The sequence below is a fragment of the Bradyrhizobium sp. 195 genome (genome assembly GCF_023101665.1).
Classification (GTDB): domain Bacteria; phylum Pseudomonadota; class Alphaproteobacteria; order Rhizobiales; family Xanthobacteraceae; genus Bradyrhizobium.
This window is the reverse complement of the sequence record NZ_CP082161.1, coordinates 4,128,464-4,146,579: the sequence shown is the minus strand read 5'-3', so window position 1 is coordinate 4,146,579 and position 18,116 is coordinate 4,128,464. Positions and strand designations below refer to the sequence as shown.

At 65.4% G+C, this 18,116-nt stretch carries 18 protein-coding genes; 10 read left to right on the top strand and 8 right to left on the bottom strand.

The features are described 5' to 3' along the window. Window positions 1-70 precede the first annotated feature (70 nt). A complete protein-coding gene (locus tag IVB26_RS19015) occupies window positions 71-1,111 on the top strand; it encodes a LysR family transcriptional regulator (RefSeq protein WP_247973034.1) in 1,041 nt (346 codons plus the stop codon). A gap of 8 nt (window positions 1,112-1,119) precedes the next feature. Here IVB26_RS19015 and IVB26_RS19010 read toward each other — a convergent pair whose 3' ends face one another. Next, the gene (locus tag IVB26_RS19010) at window positions 1,120-2,277 is read right to left on the bottom strand and encodes an autotransporter outer membrane beta-barrel domain-containing protein (protein ID WP_247973033.1); all 1,158 of its coding nucleotides are present in this window, start codon (window positions 2,275-2,277) and stop codon (window positions 1,120-1,122) included. Window positions 2,278-2,647: 370 nt separating this feature from the next. Between IVB26_RS19010 and IVB26_RS19005 the strand changes: the two genes are divergently transcribed. Continuing rightward, window positions 2,648-2,854, top strand: coding sequence for a cold-shock protein (locus IVB26_RS19005; RefSeq protein ID WP_007591938.1), 207 nt, complete (start codon window positions 2,648-2,650; stop codon window positions 2,852-2,854). A 229-nt stretch (window positions 2,855-3,083) separates the two neighbouring features. On the opposite strand, the gene purN is transcribed toward IVB26_RS19005, so the two are convergent. Together purN and purM are read right to left on the bottom strand one after the other, a co-directional pair. Next, window positions 3,084-3,737, bottom strand: a complete 654-nt coding sequence (gene purN / locus IVB26_RS19000) for a phosphoribosylglycinamide formyltransferase (RefSeq protein WP_247973211.1) — start codon at window positions 3,735-3,737, stop codon at window positions 3,084-3,086. Window positions 3,738-3,751: 14 nt separating this feature from the next. After that, window positions 3,752-4,825 carry a phosphoribosylformylglycinamidine cyclo-ligase gene (gene purM, locus IVB26_RS18995; RefSeq protein ID WP_247973032.1) on the bottom strand — a complete coding sequence of 358 codons (1,074 nt, stop codon included), beginning with the start codon at window positions 4,823-4,825 and terminating at the stop codon, window positions 3,752-3,754. A 156-nt stretch (window positions 4,826-4,981) separates the two neighbouring features. Between purM and IVB26_RS18990 the strand changes: the two genes are divergently transcribed. The 4 genes from IVB26_RS18990 (at window position 4,982) to ppx (ending at window position 10,157) form a co-directional block, all read left to right on the top strand. Beyond that, entirely contained in the window at window positions 4,982-5,524 is a 543-nt protein-coding gene (locus tag IVB26_RS18990) for a CDP-alcohol phosphatidyltransferase family protein (RefSeq protein ID WP_246926695.1), read from the top strand. A 92-nt stretch (window positions 5,525-5,616) separates the two neighbouring features. Beyond that, window positions 5,617-6,294, top strand: a complete 678-nt coding sequence (locus tag IVB26_RS18985; RefSeq protein WP_247973031.1) for a P-loop NTPase family protein — start codon at window positions 5,617-5,619, stop codon at window positions 6,292-6,294. Window positions 6,295-6,446: 152 nt separating this feature from the next. Next, on the top strand, window positions 6,447-8,639 hold the full coding sequence (locus tag IVB26_RS18980; RefSeq protein WP_247973210.1) for an RNA degradosome polyphosphate kinase: 2,193 nt from the start codon (window positions 6,447-6,449) through the stop codon (window positions 8,637-8,639). 15 nt (window positions 8,640-8,654) lie between these two features. Then, window positions 8,655-10,157, top strand: a complete 1,503-nt coding sequence (gene ppx / locus IVB26_RS18975) for an exopolyphosphatase (RefSeq protein WP_247973030.1) — start codon at window positions 8,655-8,657, stop codon at window positions 10,155-10,157. Window positions 10,158-10,222: 65 nt separating this feature from the next. Here ppx and IVB26_RS18970 read toward each other — a convergent pair whose 3' ends face one another. Together IVB26_RS18970 and ndk are read right to left on the bottom strand one after the other, a co-directional pair. Beyond that, the gene (locus IVB26_RS18970; RefSeq protein ID WP_247973029.1) at window positions 10,223-11,083 is read right to left on the bottom strand and encodes a TerC family protein; all 861 of its coding nucleotides are present in this window, start codon (window positions 11,081-11,083) and stop codon (window positions 10,223-10,225) included. Between the two features lie 45 nt (window positions 11,084-11,128). After that, entirely contained in the window at window positions 11,129-11,551 is a 423-nt protein-coding gene (ndk, locus tag IVB26_RS18965) for a nucleoside-diphosphate kinase (protein ID WP_140979454.1), read from the bottom strand. 313 nt (window positions 11,552-11,864) lie between these two features. On the opposite strand from ndk, the gene IVB26_RS18960 reads away from it, so the two are divergent. From IVB26_RS18960 to IVB26_RS18950, 3 genes are all read left to right on the top strand, one after another. Next, a complete protein-coding gene (locus IVB26_RS18960; RefSeq protein ID WP_247973028.1) occupies window positions 11,865-12,122 on the top strand; it encodes a sulfur globule protein precursor in 258 nt (85 codons plus the stop codon). Window positions 12,123-12,347: 225 nt separating this feature from the next. Beyond that, window positions 12,348-12,521, top strand: coding sequence for a hypothetical protein (locus IVB26_RS18955; RefSeq protein ID WP_247973027.1), 174 nt, complete (start codon window positions 12,348-12,350; stop codon window positions 12,519-12,521). A gap of 47 nt (window positions 12,522-12,568) precedes the next feature. Next, a complete protein-coding gene (locus tag IVB26_RS18950) occupies window positions 12,569-14,431 on the top strand; it encodes an ABC-F family ATP-binding cassette domain-containing protein (protein WP_247973026.1) in 1,863 nt (620 codons plus the stop codon). Window positions 14,432-14,495: 64 nt separating this feature from the next. Here IVB26_RS18950 and IVB26_RS18945 read toward each other — a convergent pair whose 3' ends face one another. Together IVB26_RS18945 and IVB26_RS18940 are read right to left on the bottom strand one after the other, a co-directional pair. Next, window positions 14,496-15,170 carry a glutathione S-transferase family protein gene (locus IVB26_RS18945; RefSeq protein ID WP_247973025.1) on the bottom strand — a complete coding sequence of 225 codons (675 nt, stop codon included), beginning with the start codon at window positions 15,168-15,170 and terminating at the stop codon, window positions 14,496-14,498. A gap of 39 nt (window positions 15,171-15,209) precedes the next feature. Next, window positions 15,210-15,968, bottom strand: a complete 759-nt coding sequence (locus IVB26_RS18940) for an SDR family NAD(P)-dependent oxidoreductase (protein ID WP_247973024.1) — start codon at window positions 15,966-15,968, stop codon at window positions 15,210-15,212. A gap of 172 nt (window positions 15,969-16,140) precedes the next feature. On the opposite strand from IVB26_RS18940, the gene IVB26_RS18935 reads away from it, so the two are divergent. Further along, the gene (locus IVB26_RS18935; RefSeq protein ID WP_247973023.1) at window positions 16,141-17,040 is read left to right on the top strand and encodes an AraC family transcriptional regulator; all 900 of its coding nucleotides are present in this window, start codon (window positions 16,141-16,143) and stop codon (window positions 17,038-17,040) included. Between the two features lie 75 nt (window positions 17,041-17,115). Here the strand turns inward: IVB26_RS18935 and IVB26_RS18930 are convergent, their stop codons facing one another. Beyond that, window positions 17,116-18,084, bottom strand: a complete 969-nt coding sequence (locus tag IVB26_RS18930; protein WP_247973209.1) for a tripartite tricarboxylate transporter substrate-binding protein — start codon at window positions 18,082-18,084, stop codon at window positions 17,116-17,118. Window positions 18,085-18,116 lie beyond the last annotated feature (32 nt).

Genomic DNA, 18,116 nt, shown 5'->3' with positions numbered 1-18,116 from the left:
TCTCGCCTCTATCGTTCAAGGCTTTCGTGCCTCGCTATGCCAATGAGCTTAGCGGCTGGAGATCAGGAGTATGCAGCAGTTATTGCACCGGGGTGCTGCGATGATGCAGCACCGTGAAGAAGCCCTGGGCGCGTCCTGGGACGATTTGAAATTGTTTTTAGCTTGCGCAAAATTTAAAAGTTTTCGCAATGCCGCCGAGGAGCTCGGGCTCACCGCCACCACGCTGATGCGCCGGATCGATCGGCTCGAAGAGAGCATCGGCTGCAAGCTGTTCCTGCGCGATCAGAGCGGGCTCACGCTCAGCGACGAAGGCACCGCGATGATCGCCGACGTCGCGCATATGGAGCGTCACGCCTTCAACGTCTTCCGCCGCGCCTCGCGATCGTCGAACGACACCTCGGGGACCGTGCGCGTCGCGGTGACGGAAGGCCCGGGCAATTTCTGGATCCTGCCGCGACTGATCGACTTCCAGAAGACCTACCGCAGGATCACCGTCGACTTGCGCTGCGCGATGGAGCAAGCTGACGTCGCGCGGCTTGAATCGGACATCGCAATCCAGCTCGAGCCGCCGACCAATCCCGATCTGATCGTCGCCAAGCTCGGCCGCCTGCACATCTATCCCTTCGTCTCCAAGGAGTACGAAAACCTCTACGGTGTGCCGACGACCCTCGCCGAGCTGAACAACCACCGCATCATCAAGCAGAGCGCGCCGCAGGTCGACGACGGCGCCTACGCCCGCGTGCTCGGGCTGAAGTCGCTCGAGGGCATCGTCGGGATCAAGACCAATTCCTCGGTCGGCGTGCTCTATGCCGTCGAGCGCGGTGCCGGCATCGGCTTCCTGCCGACGGTCTCGATCGCGCTCGGCGCGCCTCTCGTTGCCGTCGATCTCGGCGTCAGCCACCATGCCGATCTCTGGCTCACCTATCACAAGGAATTCCGAACCTCCGAGCGCCACAAGATCGTGGTCGACTGGCTGAAGAAGATCTTCGATCCCAAGTCCTATCCCTGCTTCCGCGACGAGTTCATCCATCCGAACGCGCTGGTGCCGATGATGACCGCCGCGCGCGAGGGGTTTGGATTGACGGGATATGTCGCGGCGACGCCGGCGTAAGCTTCAGCTCACCACCGGTACTCGAAGCCGACCGTGCCCTGGTGCGACGTCAGCTCGTTGCGGAACTTGCCGTCGTAATTGACGTAGAGCCGCGCCACACCGGTCAGGCTCAGCGAAGCCGAGGCGCCGGCATCCGCGCCGTAGCGGCTCTCGCCGATGCCGGGAACGACGATGCTCTGAGGTCCCAGGCTGACCTGGATCGAGCCAAGGTCCTGGTGGAAATTGTCGACGAACTTGCCGTAAGCGGACAGATCCAGGATCTTCTGGTCGATGACGAAGTAACGGCCGATCTCGGCCCCGATCATCACGCGCGCGCGTGAGAGCGCGGTCGAGCCGACATTGAGCGGTTCGAGGCCGCCGGCCTCCTGGAACGCCGCGCTGGTGGCCCGCACATATTCCAGCGCACCCTTGGGCACGATGCGCATCTGGTCCTTGGTCCAGTAATAGCTGATCTCGGTCAGCGCGCCGTCGACCGCGGCGCGATAGCTCGCGCTCGCAAGGCCAAGGCCGGTGTCGCGGCTGGAACGGACCTTGCCGAAACCGTGCACCACCGCGAAGGCCCAGGTCCACGGGCCCTTGTCGACCGAGCCGTTGAAGCCGATTTGCGTCAGGTCGAGCGTTGCCGACTGCAGCGCCAGCGGCACGTCGACGTCGGTGTGGCTCTGGTCGACGGAGAAGCCGAGATTGACGCCAGGGGCCACCCGCGCGCCAAAGCCGGCAACGCCGCCAACCGTCTTGCGCCTGTCGCCGACGAAGTCACCTTGCGCGTCGGTGCGGACCGAGATGCCGTAGCCCTCGAACCAGGTGCGGTTACGCGGATCTTCTGTGCTCGCCGACGCCCCGCCGCCGCCGGGATTGGTCCGGAACGCCCGGTTGACGCCGCCGGATGCCTGGTTGCCGAGCCGCTCCAGGAAATTGGAGCCGAGATTGAGCGCGCTGCTGCCGGTCGACTGGTCGTAGTTGGTCGACGTCGGCGACGGGACTGGGGTCGGTGACGGCGTGGGCGTCGGGATCGGCGTGGGCGTCGGGCTTTGCGCGAAGACTGGCGATGCGGCCGACATCGTCGCGACGATCGCAAACGCCATGCCGATCGCTGCCACGGCCCTACAGACGCGGTCGAGCCCGATCGTCTGCCGTGTTTCGGAGGGCTGCGAGGTGCAGCGCATGACGACTAATCCCAAAGCGGAGGGCGCCCCGCAAAAATGCAACACGAGCGGCTCGCGCATGCGGCGATTTGTGCCGAACTGCCACGGAGGGTCAACCGGTTGGCTCGTTGTCACCGAGCCTATTGCCCTCGATTGTGGTTCCGCGGCCACAGGTCGCAAATAGCAGACGATGGTACCCGCCCCCCATCTTGAAATTCGCGCGCTGCTTGCTAACGGGCGATTTTCATGTTGCAATGTTGGCCACAATCGGAATTGGCCGCGCTGTGCGTTTCGCGACGATGAGACTCGAACAGACTACCGGAAGCCCGTTTGTGGCGTGGCACGCGAAAAGCGGCCGCGTCTTTTTTATATCTAGTGGAGGAGACTAGCGATGCCGCAAAAGGGCACCGTCAAATGGTTCAACCCGACCAAGGGCTATGGGTTCATCAAGCCGAACGGCAGCGATAAGGACGTGTTCGTCCACATCTCCGCCGTCGAGCGTGCAGGACTCTCCACCCTCAACGAGAACCAGGTGGTTGAATACGACCTCGTGGAGAACCGCGGCAAAGCATCCGCGGAGAACCTCAAGGTCTCCTGATTTCTCTCAAAGCTGAATCGCGAGAGATCATGACGTTGCCCCCGGCTCTGCCGGGGGATTTTATTTGGGGCAGTGAAACGAGGGCTCGCCTGTTGCGCGGAGGGTCGTTGGACGGCGCGCGTCGGCGACATATTCCGTCATTGCGAGCGAAGCGAGCAATCCAGAATCTCTCCGCGGAACGATTCTGGATTGCTTCGTCGCAAGAGCTCCTCGCAATGACGGGGAGGCTTCAGCCCACCAGCGGCGCGACCAGAAAATTCTCCGACGCAGAGCTGCCCGCCGTCTTGCAGACGTCACCCTCGATCCGGACCTTGCCCGTCGCGAGCAGCCGCAGCGCTTCGGGATAGATGCGATGCTCGACCTCGAGGATGCGCTCGGACAGCGTATCGCCCGTGTCGTGATCGCTGACGGGAACCGCGCCCTGCATCACGATTGGACCGGCGTCAGTCTCGGGGATCACGAAGTGTACCGTCGCGCCGGACAGTTTGACGCCGGCGCGCAGGGCTTGGCCGTGCGGGTCGAGGCCGGGGAAGGACGGCAGCAGCGAGGGATGGATGTTGAGCATCCGCCCGTACCAGGCTTTTGTGAACTCGGCCGTGAACAGGCGCATGAAGCCGCCCAGACAAATCAGCTCGATACCGTGCTGGTCGAGCGCCGCCTGCAGCACCTTTTCGAAGCCGGCGCGGTCCTTGCCGAACGGCTTGCTCTCGATCACCAGCGTGTTGACGCCGCTCGCTTTGGCCCGCTCCAGGCCGAGCGCATCGGCCTTGTTCGAGATGACGAGCGAGATCTCGGCCGGGAAATCGGCTGCGGTTGCGGCCTTGATCAGCGCGGCCATGTTGGAGCCGCGGCCGGAGATCAGGATGGCGACGCGGCGCTTCATCATAGCGCCAGTCATTACAGTGCCATGTCGAGGTGACCGTTATAGACGACGCGGTGCTCGCCCTCGGCCGGAATCACGGTACCGAGCTGCGCCACCGTCTCACCGGCGTCGGTGAAGACCTCGATCACCTTGTCGACCTTGTCGGGCTCGACGATCGCGATCATGCCGATGCCGCAATTGAACGTGCGCAGCATTTCCAGCTCGGCGATGCCGGCCTGAGCGGCGAGCCATTTGAACACCGGCAGCACCGGCAGGCGCGCAAGGTCGATGCCGACGCCGAGAGTCTTCGGCAGCACGCGCGGAATGTTGTCGGTGAAGCCGCCGCCGGTGATGTGGGCGAGCCCCTTCACCGCGCCTGTCTCGCGGATCGCGCGCAGGCAGGATTTGACGTAGAGCTTCGTCGGCGTCAGCAGCGCGCCGCCGAGCGTCATCACGGGCGCGAACGGCGCCTGTGCCTCGAAGCCGAGCCCGGATTGCTCCACGATCTTGCGCACCAGCGAGAAGCCGTTGGAATGCACGCCCGACGAGGCGAGACCAATCACGGCATCGCCTGCGGCGATATCCTTGCGCGGCAGCAGCGTACCCCGCTCCGCCGCACCGACGGCAAAGCCGCCGAGGTCGTAATCGCCGTCCTTGTAGAGTCCCGGCATCTCGGCGGTCTCGCCGCCGATCAGGGCGCAGCCGGATTCGCGGCAGCCCTCCGCGACGCCCGCGACGATCGCGGCCGTGGCCTCGGGGTCGAGCTTGCCGCAGGCGAAATAGTCCAGGAAGAACAGCGGCTCGGCGCCCTGCACCACGAGGTCGTTGACGCTCATGGCGACGAGGTCGATGCCGATCCCGCCGTGCAGCCCGGTCTCGATCGCGATCTTGACCTTGGTGCCGACGCCGTCGGTGGCGGCCACCAGGACGGGGTCCTTGAATCCGGCCGCCTTGAGGTCGAACAGGCCGCCGAATCCGCCGATCTCGGCGTCGGCGCCGGGCCGTGCGGTGGCGCGCACCATCGGCTTGATCAGGTCGACCAGGCGGTTGCCCGCATCGATATCGACGCCTGAATCGGCGTAAGTGAGGCCGTTTTTGCGGTCGGTCATGCCCGATTTCCAGTGGGTTTGCGGCTGGTTACGTCGAATTCCGGGGACGCGCAATGGCTCGCATGGCGCCCCTCCGTATACTATGTAGAGATATCAACCGGTTCAGCCTCCAAAGGGCCGAATTCGAGGTCAGGCCGGGTGCCGGGAAGCGCTTTCGTGAGTATTCCGAACATCATTACCTTGGGCCGCATCATGCTGGTCCCGATCATCGTCTGGGCCATCGTGTCGAGCCAAATGGAGGTGGCGTTCGCCGTCTTCCTGATCGCCGGTATCAGCGATGCCGTGGACGGCTTCCTGGCCAAGCGCTTCAACATGACGAGCGAGCTCGGCGCCCTGCTCGATCCGCTCGCGGACAAGGCGCTGCTGGTCTCGATCTACATGGCGCTGGGCATCTGGGGCGCGATTCCGCGCTGGATCGTGATCCTGGTGGTGTCGCGCGACATCATGATCGTCGCCGCCGTGATCGTATCCTGGCTGTTCGACCGGCCGGTCGAGATGAAGCCCTCGAAGGTGTCCAAGCTCAACACCGTTGCACAGGTGTCGTTCGCCGCCTTGGTGCTGGCGGCGCTTGCCTTCGGCTTCAAGCCGGCTCCTTATGATATCATCCTGATGGGTCTCGTGACGGTCTTCACGCTCTCCTCGGTGTCACTCTATCTGGTCGAGTGGCTGCGGCACATGAGCACGATCGAGGCCAAATGAGAGCGGATGCGGCCCGCAAAAGGCCAACTCCCGCTCGATTAAGTCGAATCCTTATCCAGCAAGCCGGCACGCCGGCATGGAGCAAAGCAAGCGTGGCAGGCCGCGTCCATCCCCGACAATTGGCGTTTTCGCTTCCGCATGCGGAGAGCCTCAGCCGGGACAACTTTCTTGAAGGCCCTGCCAACGCGGCCGGTCTCGGCCTGATCGACAGCTGGCCGGAATGGCCGAACCGGATCATGTGGCTCGCCGGTCCGGAGGGAAGCGGCAAGAGCCATCTCGCCGCGATCTGGGCCGAGGTATCAGGTGCCCGCTCAACCTCGGCCAATGCACTGACTGCCACAGCCGTTCCGGGCGCGCTCGCCACCGGCGCGCTGGTCGTCGAGGATCTCAAGGTGGGGGAATTCGACGAACGCGCCCTCTTCCACCTGATGAATCTCGCCCGCGAGGACGGCGCCTACGTCCTCTTCACCGGACGTGAGGTGCCGGTCTCGCTGGAGATCGAGCTCCGCGACCTGCGCTCGCGTTTGCGCGCCGTGCCCGTGGTCGCGTTGTTGCCGCCCGACGACCAGCTCTTCCGCGGCCTGATCGTCAAATTCTGCGCCGACCGCCAGCTCGCCGTGGACGAGAGCGTGGTCGGCTACCTCGCCACCCGCCTGGAGCGGTCCTCGGCCGCCGCCCGCCAGGCCGTCGAACTGCTCGACAGCGAGGCCCTCCGGCTCGGCCGCCCTGTCACAAGGGCGCTGGCCGCCGAGCTCTTGCGGGACGCCTGATCGGCCTGCGCGGCCGCCCCCACGCCAGACCCGCTTGACGCGGCGGAGCGGCGGAACATCAATGTCATCGAAACGTCATCGCTCTAACACATGCTCCCGCCGGTTTTGCGCGTAAGTCGCAAATTGGGGCGAACTGGATGGACCGACTTCTGATGGATTCTGCGCAAGCTGTTGAAGTTAAAGAGAAAGCCCCCGAGGCCGAAGGCCTGCCGGCGATCGCATCGAGCCCCGAACGATTCATCAACCGCGAGCTTTCCTGGCTGCATTTCAACCGCCGCGTCCTGGAGGAATCGGTCAATCCGAGCCACCCCATGCTCGAACGCGTGCGATTCCTGTCGATTTCAGCGAATAACCTCGACGAATTCTTCATGGTCCGCGTCGCCGGCATCAAGGCCCAGGTGCGCGAGGGGATTGCCGAGCGCAGCCCCGACGGCCTGACGCCGTCCGAGCAGCTCGCGCTGATCAACCGCACCGTCTCGCAGCTTGCCTCCGACCAGCAGGCGATCTGGCGCGATCTGCGCGGCACGCTGGCCGACGTCGGCATCGTCCTGGTCGACGGCAAGGACGTCACCAAGGCGGAACGAACTTGGATCGAGGATTACTTCCTCAACAACGTGTTCCCGCTGCTGACGCCGCTCGCGATCGACCCGGCTCACCCCTTCCCGTTCATTCCGAGCCTCGGCTTCACGATCGCGCTCCAGCTCACGCGCGCCGCCGACGGCAAGCAGATGAACGCGCTGATCCGCATGCCCGGCAAGATCGACCGCTTCATCCGCCTGCCGACCGAGGGCAAGGCCGTCCGGCTGATCTCGCTGGAGCAGGCGACCGGCCTGTTCATCAATCGCCTGTTCCCCGGCTACAATCTCCACGGCCAGGGCGCCTTCCGCATCATCCGCGACTCCGAGCTCGAAATCGAGGAAGAGGCCGAAGACCTCGTCCGCCTGTTCGAGACTGCGCTGAAGCGCCGCCGCCGCGGGTCGGTGATCCGGCTCGAGATCGACGGAAAGATGCCGGAAGAGCTGCGCAACTTCGTGCAGCATGCGCTCTCGGCCGCCGACGACGAGGTGTTCCTGGTCGACGGTGTGCTCGCCATGAACGAGCTCTCGCAGCTCACCCGCCTCGACCGGCCCGATCTCGAATTCACCCCTTACGTGCCGCGCCATCCCGAGCGCGTGCGCGAGCATGGCGGCGACATCTTTGCCGCGATCCGGCAGAAGGACCTCGTCGTCCATCACCCCTACGAATCCTTCGACGTGGTGGTGCAGTTCCTGCAGCAGGCGACGCGCGACCCCGATGTCGTCGCCATCAAGCAGACGCTCTACCGCACCTCCAGCAACTCGCCGATCGTGCGCGCGCTCGTGGAAGCCGCCGAAGCCGGCAAATCCGTCACGGCGTTGATTGAGCTGAAGGCGCGCTTCGACGAGGAAGCCAACATCCGCTGGGCGCGCGACCTCGAACGCGCCGGCGTGCAGGTCGTCTACGGCTTCCTCGAACTGAAGACGCACGCAAAACTCTCGATGGTGGTGCGCCGCGAGGGCGGCAGCCTCACCACCTACGTCCACACCGGCACCGGCAATTATCACCCGGTCACCGCGCGCATCTACACCGACCTCTCCTACTTCACCTCCGATCCGACCATCGGCCGCGATGCCGCGCGCGTGTTCAATTTCATCACCGGCTATGCCGCGCCGAGCGATCTGGAAAAGATGGCGGTGTCGCCGCTGACCTTGCGCAAGCGCATCATCGAGCACATCCAGGGCGAGACCGCGCATGCACGGCACGGCCGGCCCGGTGCGGTCTGGATGAAGATGAACGCGCTGGTCGACCCCGACATCATCGACGCGCTCTACGAGGCCTCACAGGCCGGCGTGCAGGTCGAGCTCGTGGTGCGCGGCATCTGTTGCCTGCGTCCCGGCATTCCCGGCCTGTCCGAGAACATCCGCGTCAAGTCGATCATCGGACGCTTCCTGGAACACGGCCGAATCTACTGCTTCGGCATGGGTCAGGGCCTGCCGAGCGCCAAAGCGGCTGTGTATATCTCCTCGGCCGACATGATGCCGCGCAACCTCGACCGCCGCGTCGAGGTGCTGTGTCCGCTGCAAAATCCGACGGTGCATCAGCAGGTTCTCGAACAGATCATGGTCGCCAACCTGAAGGACAATGAGCAGAGCTGGCAATTGTTGCCGGACGGGTCCTCAACGCGTATGAAGACCGCGAAGGGCGAGGAGCCTTTCAATGTCCACAACTACTTCATGACAAATCCGAGTCTGTCTGGCCGTGGAAAGTCGCTCAAGGAATCCTCGCCGCGTCGTCTCACGCGCCGGAACGAACGCCATCAATCCTGATCAGGGATTTCCGACGTGAAGCGGCCGCGCAAGCGCGGCTCGAGCGTCGCAGTCATTGACATCGGTTCCAACTCGGTCCGTCTCGTCGTCTACGAGGGGCTGACGCGGAGCCTCATTCCGATCTTCAACGAGAAGACGCTGTGCGGCCTCGGGCGCGAGGTGCAGAGCACCGGCCTGCTCGCGCCCGACGCCGTCGACAAGGCGCTGACCTCGCTGAAGCGATTCCGCGCCTTGTGCCGCGTGATGCAGGTCGGACGCGTGTTCGCGATCGCGACCGCCGCCTGCCGCGACGCCTCCAACGGCCCCGATTTCATCGCCAAGGCCGAGCGCATCTGCGCCGTCAAGATCGAGATCCTGTCGGGTCCGCGCGAGGCGCGGCTGTCGGCACTTGGTGTGATCTCGGGCATCCATCACCCCGACGGCATCGTCGGCGATCTCGGCGGCGGCTCGCTCGAATTGATCGACGTGCGCAAGAACAGCGTGCGCAGCGGCGTGACGCTGCCGCTCGGCGGACTCGCGCTCCAGGATCTCGCACACAAATCGCTCAAGCGCGCCGATCGCATCGTGCGCGAGGCGCTCGACGAGGTGCCGCAGCTCACCGCGGGCCGCGGCCGCACTTTCTACGCGGTCGGCGGCACCTGGCGCGCGCTCGCGCGCATTCACATCATCCAGAGCGGCTATCCGCTCCAGGTGATGCACGGCTATTCGATTTCCGCGGCTGAGGCGCTCGATTTCTCGCGCCGTCTCCGGCGCCTTGCGGCCGCAGACATGCTCGCCGATATCGAGAGCGTTGCGGACGCGCGCCGCCCGCTCCTCACCTATGCGGCGCTGGTGCTCGAGCACATCATCCTCGTGGCGAAGCCGAAGACCATCGTGTTCTCGACCTTCGGCGTGCGCGAGGGCCTGCTGCACGAGAAGCTGCCGGAGGCGGAACGCAACAAGGACGGCCTGATCTGCGCTGCCGAAGAGCTGAATCAGTTGCTGTCACGCTCGGCCAAGCACGCCCGCGAGCTGATCGCCTGGACCGACCGCCTCGCGCGCGTCGTGAAGCTGCGTGAGACCGATGAGGACCGCCGGCTGCGCCACACCGCGTGCCTGCTGTCCGACATCGGCTGGCGCGTGCATCCCGATCATCGCGGCGAGCAAACACTGAGCCTCGTCGTCAACGGCAATTTCGGCGCGATCACCCACACCGAGCGCGCCTTCGTCGGGCTGTCGGTGTTCTATCGCTATGCGGGCCTGAGCGAGGAAAACCAGCCGCCGGTCACCATGCAGGAACTGCTGACGCCGGCGCAGCTCGAACGCGCGCGCCTCCTGGGCGCTGCGTTCCGCGTCGCGCATCTGATCTCAGCGGCGCGGCCGGGCGTCCTGCCAGCCACGCATTTCCGCAGCCTGGGACGCAAACTGATGCTGGTGTTCGAGCACCGCCTCGGCGATCTCGTCGCCGACCGCGTCGGCAGCCGTTTTCGCGCGCTCGCCCGGCTGGTCAGCCGCGCCGGCTCGATCGTGAGGCGGTAGCATCGGCTGAAGAAGCGCTCACCTCTCCAGCGAGGAGAGGTGACGTGTGCATCCCTCGGAAACGCCTACTCCGCCGACGCCCTGGCGTGCCGCTCGGACGATTCCAGTGCGGCGGCGCTCAGGCTGCGCCGGCGCCAGATGGTGCCGACGACCAGCACGACGACCACGCCGAGGATCGCGCAGAGATATTCGCCGCCGGCGCCGCCATGGCCGAATTGCGGCGGGATGCGCAAGGCACCGAGCATCGAGTCGAGCGAAGCACCGAACGGGCCCTCGAAGAGCGTGTGCAGCCTCGGCGCGACGCCTGGGTCGGTCGCGATCACCTCGCCCGCGATCCAGCCGAGCAGCGCAGCACCAGCCCAGACCAGGACCGGCAGCTTTTCGAGCAGCGCCATGATCAGCGCCGCACCGGCGACGATCAGCGGCACGCTGATGGCAAGGCCGAGGATCAAGAGCGGCACGCTGCCATTGGCCGCGGCGGCAACCGCGATGACGTTGTCGAGACTCATGACGATGTCGGCGACCACGACGATCTGGATGGCCTGCCATAGATGCGAGGCGGACTCGACGTCGTCCTCGTTTTCGTTTTCCGGCACCAGGAGCTTGGCCGCAATCACGATCAGCGCGAGACCGCCGACGAGCTTGAGATACGGCAGCTCCATCAGGGTCGCGACGATGCCGGTGAAGATGATCCGCAGCATCACCGCTGCGCCGGCACCGAAGATCATGCCCCACAGCCGGTGCCGCGGCGACAGGCCGCGGCAGGCGAGCGCGATCACCAGCGCGTTGTCGCCGGAGAGCAGGATGTTGATCCAGATGATCTTGCCGACCGCGATCCAGAAGGTCGGTTCGGCCATCTCGTTGCGAAACTGGGTGAAGAACGCCCCGATCGTAGCGGGATCGAAGATCTGCCAGAGCCAGTTCACAATACGTCCTTTCGCCCGTGTCGGCCTAAACTATCAGCTGATGGATCAGCCGACGATCTCGTTGCCCGAGAAGAACTGCGCGATCTCGATCGCGGCGGTCTCCGGCGCATCCGAGCCGTGCGCGGAATTCTCACCGATCGACTTGGCGTAGAGCTTGCGGATGGTGCCGTCGGCGGCCTTGGACGGATCGGTCGCGCCCATCGCATCGCGGTACTTGGCGATGGCGTTCTCGCCTTCCAGCACCTGGACCACGACCGGGCCCGAGGTCATGAACTCGACGAGCTCGCCGAAGAACGGCCGCGCCTTGTGAACGGCATAGAAGGTCTCGGCCTGTTCCTTGGTCATGCGGATGCGCTTCTGCGCGACGATGCGCAGGCCGGCCTTTTCGATCACGGCGTTGACGGCGCCGGTCAGGTTACGCGCGGTCGCGTCGGGCTTGATGATCGAGAAAGTGCGTTCGATGGCCATAATCTTGTCCTTGGGAAGAAAGCGGTGGTTGTCGAGTTGCGGGGCTTATATCGGCGCCTTTGCGATCCGGCAAGCGACCGCCGGGATGACGTCACAGGCGCTTCGCCGCAGGACCAGGGCCGGCGATTGCAGCGTGGATTACGACAATTTCACCCAGATGAACCCATTCTGAAGCCCCCATTCAGGCTTTGGTTCAGTCCGCAGGCTTAAGCTCCTTCCATCGAAACCAAAGCCTGGCCATCAGGCGGACCGTTTCGGCGGCCTTCCCATCGACGCGGATTGCCCCCGCGCCGGCAGTTCTCAGGAGATCACCATGTTGAGGAAACTTTCGCTTGCCGCTGTCGCTGCGGTTGCGCTGGGCGCCGCGCTGGCGCCGACCTCGGCTTCCGCCCATTGGCACGGTGGCGGCTGGCACGGCGGCGGCGGTGGCTGGCACCACGGCCGCGGCTGGGGCGGACCGCGCTTCTATGCCGGCGGCCCCGTCTCCTACGGTTATGGCGGCTGCTATGTGCGCCGGCTGGTCCCGACCCCCTGGGGACCCCGCTGGCGGATGATCAACCGCTGCTACTGAGCCCGACAGCACCTTACCAAAAGACCAAAAGGTATCTGCCCCCCACAGGTACCTTCCAAGAGGAGCCCCGGCGATCCCCCCGCCGGGGCTCCGCATTTTGAGCGGATATGGCGGCATTCATACAATTTTGACGAGAATGCCGATGATCCCCCGGAAAGGGCGAAACCATTTTGGGGGGCAATGACTTGGTACCGTGACTTTACTTTAAACACACGGAACCGCGCGATGGCTGGGCCTTTTGCCGATGACAGCGAACAGATCGACCGGCGCACCAGCCGCTCGATTTGCGATGCCGTGGGCGAACGGCTCCAGCAGAGCCTGCGGCCCGAGCCCCGGCTCCCCACACATCTCGAGCAGCTCCTCAATGAGCTGCAGCGGCGCGACCGCGACCCGCACTGAGCAGAAAAACGGGTTGCGTTTGACCCCGCCTGCGGTGACAAGGCCGCATGCTGTCCATTACCGACGTCTCCATCCGCCTCGCCGGACGCCTTCTGATTGACCAGAGTTCCGTGCAGATCACGCCCGGATCGCGCGTCGGCATGGTCGGGCGCAACGGCACCGGCAAGTCGACCCTGTTCAAGGTGATCCGCGGCGAGCTCGCGGCCGAGCACGGCTCGGTGACCCTGCCGCCGCGCTGGCGCGTCGGCAGCCTGGCGCAGGAAGCCCCGAACGGACCCGAAAGCCTGATCTCGGTCGTGCTCAAGGCGGACCTCGAACGCGACGCGCTGCTCACCGAAGCCGAGAGCGCGACCGATCCGCACCGGATCGCCGAGATCCAGACCCGCCTCGTCGACATCGACGCGCATTCGGCGCCGAGCCGTGCCGCCGCGATCCTCTCCGGCCTCGGCTTCTCCGCTGCCGACCAGCTCCGCCCCTGCGCCGAATTCTCCGGCGGCTGGCGCATGCGCGTCGCGCTCGCCGCGACGCTGTTCGCGGCCCCCGACTTGCTGCTGCTCGACGAGCCCACCAACTATCTCGACCTCGAGGGCACGCTGTGGCTGGAGGATCACCTCGCGCATTATCCGCGCACGGTGATCGTGATCAGCCACGACCGCGACCTGCTGGAGAGCTCGGTCGACCAGATCCTGCATCTGGAGCGCGGCAAGCTCACGCTCTACAAGGGCACCTATTCCTCGTTCGAGGAGCAGCGCGCCGCCCGCGAGCTGCTCGACGCCAAGCAGGTCAAGCGCCAGGAAGCCGAACGCGCCCGCCTGCAAGCCTTCGTCGACCGCTTCAAGGCCAAGGCCTCGAAAGCGCGGCAGGCTCAGTCTCGCGTCAAGATGCTGGAGCGGCTGAAGCCGATCACGGCGCTGGTCACCGAGGATGTGCGCGAGATCAGCTTCCCGGCGCCGGAGAAGATCCTGTCGCCGCCGATCATCGCGGTCGACAACGCCGCGGTCGGCTACGATCCGGCCAGCCCCGTGCTCAATCGCGTCACCCTGCGCATCGACAATGACGACCGCATTGCGCTGCTCGGCGCCAACGGCAACGGCAAGTCGACCCTCGTCAAACTGCTCGCTGGACGGCTTGCGCCTTTCTCGGGAAGAGTGACCCGCGCGGACAAGCTGTCGATCGCCTATTTCGCGCAGCACCAGCTCGACGAGCTCAACGAGGACGCCTCCGCCTACGACCATGTCCGCAAGCTGATGGGCGAGGCGCCCGAGGCAAAAGTGCGGGCGCGCGCCGGCGCGATCGGCTTCTCCGGCAAGGCGGCCGACACCAAGGTCGGCAAATTGTCGGGCGGCGAGAAGGCGCGGCTGCTGCTGGGCTTGGCCACGTTCTTCGGCCCCAACATGATCATCCTGGACGAGCCGACCAACCATCTCGACATCGACAGCCGCGCCGCGCTCGCGGAGGCCATCAACGAATTTCCCGGCGCCGTCATCATGGTCTCGCACGACCGCTATCTGATCGAGGCCTGCGCGGACCGGCTCTGGATCGTCGCCGACCGCACCGTCACCAATTACGACGGCGACCTCGACGAATACCGCCGCCTGGTGCTGTCCGCGCGCAACGGCGAGCCCGCCCCGCGCGAGCGCAGCGCGGCCAGCGAGAAGCCGCAGCGCGCAAGGTCGGACAATCGCGGCTCGCTGAAGAAGCGCATCGCCGATGCCGAAGCCGAGATCGCCCGCCTCAGCGAGATCATCACCAAGATCGACACCGCCCTCGCCTTGCCCGACATTTTTACGCGCGATCCCAAGCAGGCCGCGCAGCTGTCAAAGGCGCGCGCGAATGCAGCGGACGCATTGGCGCGCGCGGAGGAGCATTGGCTCGAGGCGAGCGCGCAGTTTGATGAGGCGGCGGGGTAGCGCCGCGCCATCAAAACCTCCAAAGCAACCCAACGCACAGCCGATGCCCAGTCTGCGGCCGGCGTCAGGCCGCGAGGAGCGCATGATGCTGGCGCAGGTGTTTCCGGAAGCGCTCGGCATAGTCTTTGACCACCGCGTCCCTGACGCTGGGACGCACCGCCAGCGCCGCCCGCCAGGCCGAGACGCGTGGAAGGTCGGCAAAGATCGCCCGCGACACCGCGGGATCGATGATGGCGAAATAGCGGAAGAGCGGGGCATAGACCGCATCGACCATGCCGAAGGTGGAGCCGGCGAAATACGGTCCCGTGCCAAGTTCCATCTCAAGTCGCTGGAGTCGCTCGCGGAACGCTGCCCCCTTGGCGTCCGCGATCGACGGGTCGGTGGCGTTGAGGAACTGCCAGGCATCGGCGAGGGTCGGAGTGGCGAACTCGATCCACCCGCGCTGCCGGGCGCGCAGCAGCGCATCGTCGGGATACATCGATGCGCCGCCCTGCGTTTCCTCGATATACTCGCAGATCACCATGCTTTCGAAGAGGATCGCGTCCTCCCCGTCGGCCTGACGCACCTTGAGCACCGGGACCTTGCCGGTCGGGGACAGCGCCAGGAACCAGCCGGGCTTGGCCGAGAGGTCGACGTTGATCCGCTCGAACGGAACGCCCTTTTCCAGCAGGACGATCGCGGCGCGTTGGACGAACGGGCAGAGCGGATGGCTGATGAGCGTCAGGCTGGGGTCGGGCATGATGGCCTCTCGATTCCAGATGAAGGAGCGACCCGAGGATCAGATCGCCTGACCACCCGAGATGTCGAAGGTGGTGCCGTTCGCCCAACCCATGTCGTCGGACAGGATGGCCGCGACCGCGCCGCCGATGTCGTCGGGCTGGCCGACACGGCCGAGCGCGATTGTCTGCGCGACAAAGGTGTTCACGTTCGCATCGTCGCGGACCACGCCGCCCAAGAAGTCGGTCGCGATGGCCCCCGGCGCGATCGCATTCACGCGGATCTGCCGCGCGCCGAGCTCGACCGCCATGAACTTGGTCAGCACCTGGATCGCCGCCTTCGCCGCCGCGTAGAGGCCATATCCCGCCATCGTGACGCGCACGAAGCCCGACGAGACATTGAGGATGCGCCCGCCGTCCGCGATCAGCGGCAGCAACTTCTGCGTCAGGAAGACCGGCCCGCGCAGGTGCGTGCCGATCAGCGAGTCGAACTGTTCCTCGGTTGCGTCGGCGAAGAGCGCGTACAGACCGTGGCCGGCGTTGTTGACAAGGAAGTCGAACCGCTCGCGGCCGAACTCTGTCTTCAGCATGTCGGCGACCGTCGCGGCAAACGCCGGGAAGCTCGCGGTATCGCTGACGTCAAGCGCGATCATCGCCGCCTTGCCCCCCAGTGCCTCGATCTCCTGGCGCAGCGTATCGGCCTCTGCCGCGCCGCTGCGATAGGTGCCGATGATGGCGACGCCGCGCCGGGCGAGGTGAAGCGCCATGTTGCGGCCGAGGCCGCGGCTGGCGCCGGTGACGAGTGCGATCTGCTTGGGCATGGTCTGTCCTTCGTGGAATGGTTTTGCCGGAAGGCGACACCGCTGCGGCGACGTTCCGATGCCAACCAGATAGGCCGCGCGGGCCGCGCGCCGCCCCGCCCAATGCTCTCAATCTATTGCCCGATTGTCTCAAGGTCTTTGCTCGTTCGAAAAACGATGCCATAGAAGGCTCATGACCGAGCATCTCCAGCCGCATCTCGACATCGCCCTGCGCCACGCGCGATCGGGGGTGACCGTTACGCCGATCCCGCGACTGGAGATCGGCGTAGGGCAAACGACCACCGGCACGTCGCCGTGCCTGTACCGCTCGATGATCTGCTTCATCCTGCAGGGGTCGAAGGATGTGGCGATCCACGACAATCTGCTGCGCTACGACTCCGCACAATATCTCGTCAGCGCGCTGGATTTGCCGCTGAGCGGCCAGATTCATGATACCGATGACGGCCGGCCCTATGTCGCGGTGTCGCTCGTCCTCGACCCCGCATTGCTGGCCGAGGTCGCGTCCACCATGCCGCCGGTGCGCGATGCCGATGCGCCCGGCAGCGGGATAGCAATCAACCCGATGACGCCACCGCTGCGCGACACGCTGCTGCGCCTGCTGGCGTTGCTCAACACGCCGGGCGACATTCCGGTTCTGGCCCCGATGGCGGAACGGGAATTGCTCTATCGTCTCCTGCAAGGACCGCAGGGGCGCCTGCTGCGCCATATCGCCCGGCCCGAGGGGGCGCTCGGCCGAATCCGGCGTGCGGTCGAATGGATTCGCGACCACCCCAACACGCGGCTGCGGATCGAGGCCCTGTGCAAGGCAAGTGGCATGAGCCGCGCCAGTCTGCACCGCCATTTCGTGGCACTGACCGGGCTAAGCCCGATCCAGTATCAGAAGCAGCTTCGATTGCAGGAGGCGCGACAACTGCTGCTCTCCGGTGACCGAACCGCGTCAGATGTAGCCTTCGCAGTAGGTTACGAAAGCGCCTCGCAATTCAGTCGCGAATATCTTCGGCAGTTCGGCGCGCCGCCGGTCCGAGACGTTCGTCAAATCAGGCGCGCAATTGGCAGCTTGTCAGTGAATTGATCGAGCATTTCCTCAATCCCGCTTCGCTCAGCAATGTCGCGCCCGAAAGACGGGTCAGACCGGACGCCTCTGGCTTCAGTCCGCGTATTGCCCGGCTGCCTTGATGATCGGCGCCCAGCGATCGATTTCACTCGTCAGCATCGCGCCCAGCGCCTCGGGCGTCGCCTTGTCCTGCGGGACCGGCTCGGTGTTGATGTCGTTGAAGCGGGCGATCAGCGTCGGATCCTTCAGCGCCGTCTGGAGCGCCGCGGTCAGCTTCTGAACGACGGCCGGCGGCGTGCCCTTCGGCGCATAGATGCCGTGCCAGACTCCCAGTTCGAACCCCTTGAGGCCCGCTTCGTCGGCCGTCGGCAGATCGGGAAGACTCTTGAGCCGTTCTTTTGTGGTGATCGCATAGGCCTTGACCTGCTTGGCCGTGATCGGGCCGGTGGTGTTCGTCGCCTGGTCGCAGGTAAGATCGATCTGCTTGCCGAGCAGATCGTTCATGATCGGGCCGTTGCCCTTGTAAGGCACCGTCGTGAGCTGCTTCTGGATCGCGGTCATGAACAGCATGCCGCAGAGATGCGATGCCGCACCTAGCCCGGCATTGGCGTAGGTCAGCTTGTCGCCTTGCTGCTGGGCGTAGGCGACCAGGTCCTTGAGCGTGTCGGCCGGAAAATCCGGACGCGCGATGATGGTCATCGGCGCGTTGGTGACGAGCCCGATCGGCGCAAAGGCCGTCTTCGTGTCATAGCTGAGATTGCGGTACAGCGTCGCGGCGGTCGAGATGCCGACATGATGGATCAGCAGCGTGTAGCCATCGCCCTGGGCGCGCGCGGCGCGGGTCGTGCCGATGGTGCCGCCGGCGCCGGTCGCGTTCTCGACGATGACCTGCTGCCCCAGGGATTTCGCCATGCCGGCCGCGGTCAGCCGCGCGATGGTGTCGGTCGGCCCGCCCGCGGCGAACGGCACCAGCATGGTGATGGTTCTCGTCGGATAGTCCTGGGCGAGCGCCGCGCCAAGCGGCAGAAGCAGAGCCGAGACGAGGGCAATGACGAACCGCATAGTTTCCTCCGGATTGTTGTTGGTGCCATCAA

Excerpts from the sequence above, each read along its gene's own strand:
- purM (WP_247973032.1), bottom strand. The coding sequence starts at position 4,825 with ATGACCGACCGCAAAAACGGCCTCACTTACGCCGATTCAGGCGTCGAT.
- IVB26_RS18960 (WP_247973028.1), top strand. The coding sequence starts at position 11,865 with ATGTTGAGGAAACTTTCGCTTGCCGCTGTCGCTGCGGTTGCGCTGGGC.
- IVB26_RS19015 (WP_247973034.1), top strand. The coding sequence starts at position 71 with ATGCAGCAGTTATTGCACCGGGGTGCTGCGATGATGCAGCACCGTGAA.
- IVB26_RS18935 (WP_247973023.1), top strand. The coding sequence starts at position 16,141 with ATGACCGAGCATCTCCAGCCGCATCTCGACATCGCCCTGCGCCACGCG.
- IVB26_RS19010 (WP_247973033.1), bottom strand. The coding sequence starts at position 2,277 with ATGCGCTGCACCTCGCAGCCCTCCGAAACACGGCAGACGATCGGGCTC.
- purN (WP_247973211.1), bottom strand. The coding sequence starts at position 3,737 with ATGAAGCGCCGCGTCGCCATCCTGATCTCCGGCCGCGGCTCCAACATG.
- ndk (WP_140979454.1), bottom strand. The coding sequence starts at position 11,551 with ATGGCCATCGAACGCACTTTCTCGATCATCAAGCCCGACGCGACCGCG.
- IVB26_RS19005 (WP_007591938.1), top strand. The coding sequence starts at position 2,648 with ATGCCGCAAAAGGGCACCGTCAAATGGTTCAACCCGACCAAGGGCTAT.
- IVB26_RS18955 (WP_247973027.1), top strand. The coding sequence starts at position 12,348 with ATGGCTGGGCCTTTTGCCGATGACAGCGAACAGATCGACCGGCGCACC.
- IVB26_RS18940 (WP_247973024.1), bottom strand. The coding sequence starts at position 15,968 with ATGCCCAAGCAGATCGCACTCGTCACCGGCGCCAGCCGCGGCCTCGGC.
- IVB26_RS18950 (WP_247973026.1), top strand. The coding sequence starts at position 12,569 with ATGCTGTCCATTACCGACGTCTCCATCCGCCTCGCCGGACGCCTTCTG.
- IVB26_RS18930 (WP_247973209.1), bottom strand. The coding sequence starts at position 18,084 with ATGCGGTTCGTCATTGCCCTCGTCTCGGCTCTGCTTCTGCCGCTTGGC.
- IVB26_RS18945 (WP_247973025.1), bottom strand. The coding sequence starts at position 15,170 with ATGCCCGACCCCAGCCTGACGCTCATCAGCCATCCGCTCTGCCCGTTC.
- IVB26_RS18980 (WP_247973210.1), top strand. The coding sequence starts at position 6,447 with ATGGATTCTGCGCAAGCTGTTGAAGTTAAAGAGAAAGCCCCCGAGGCC.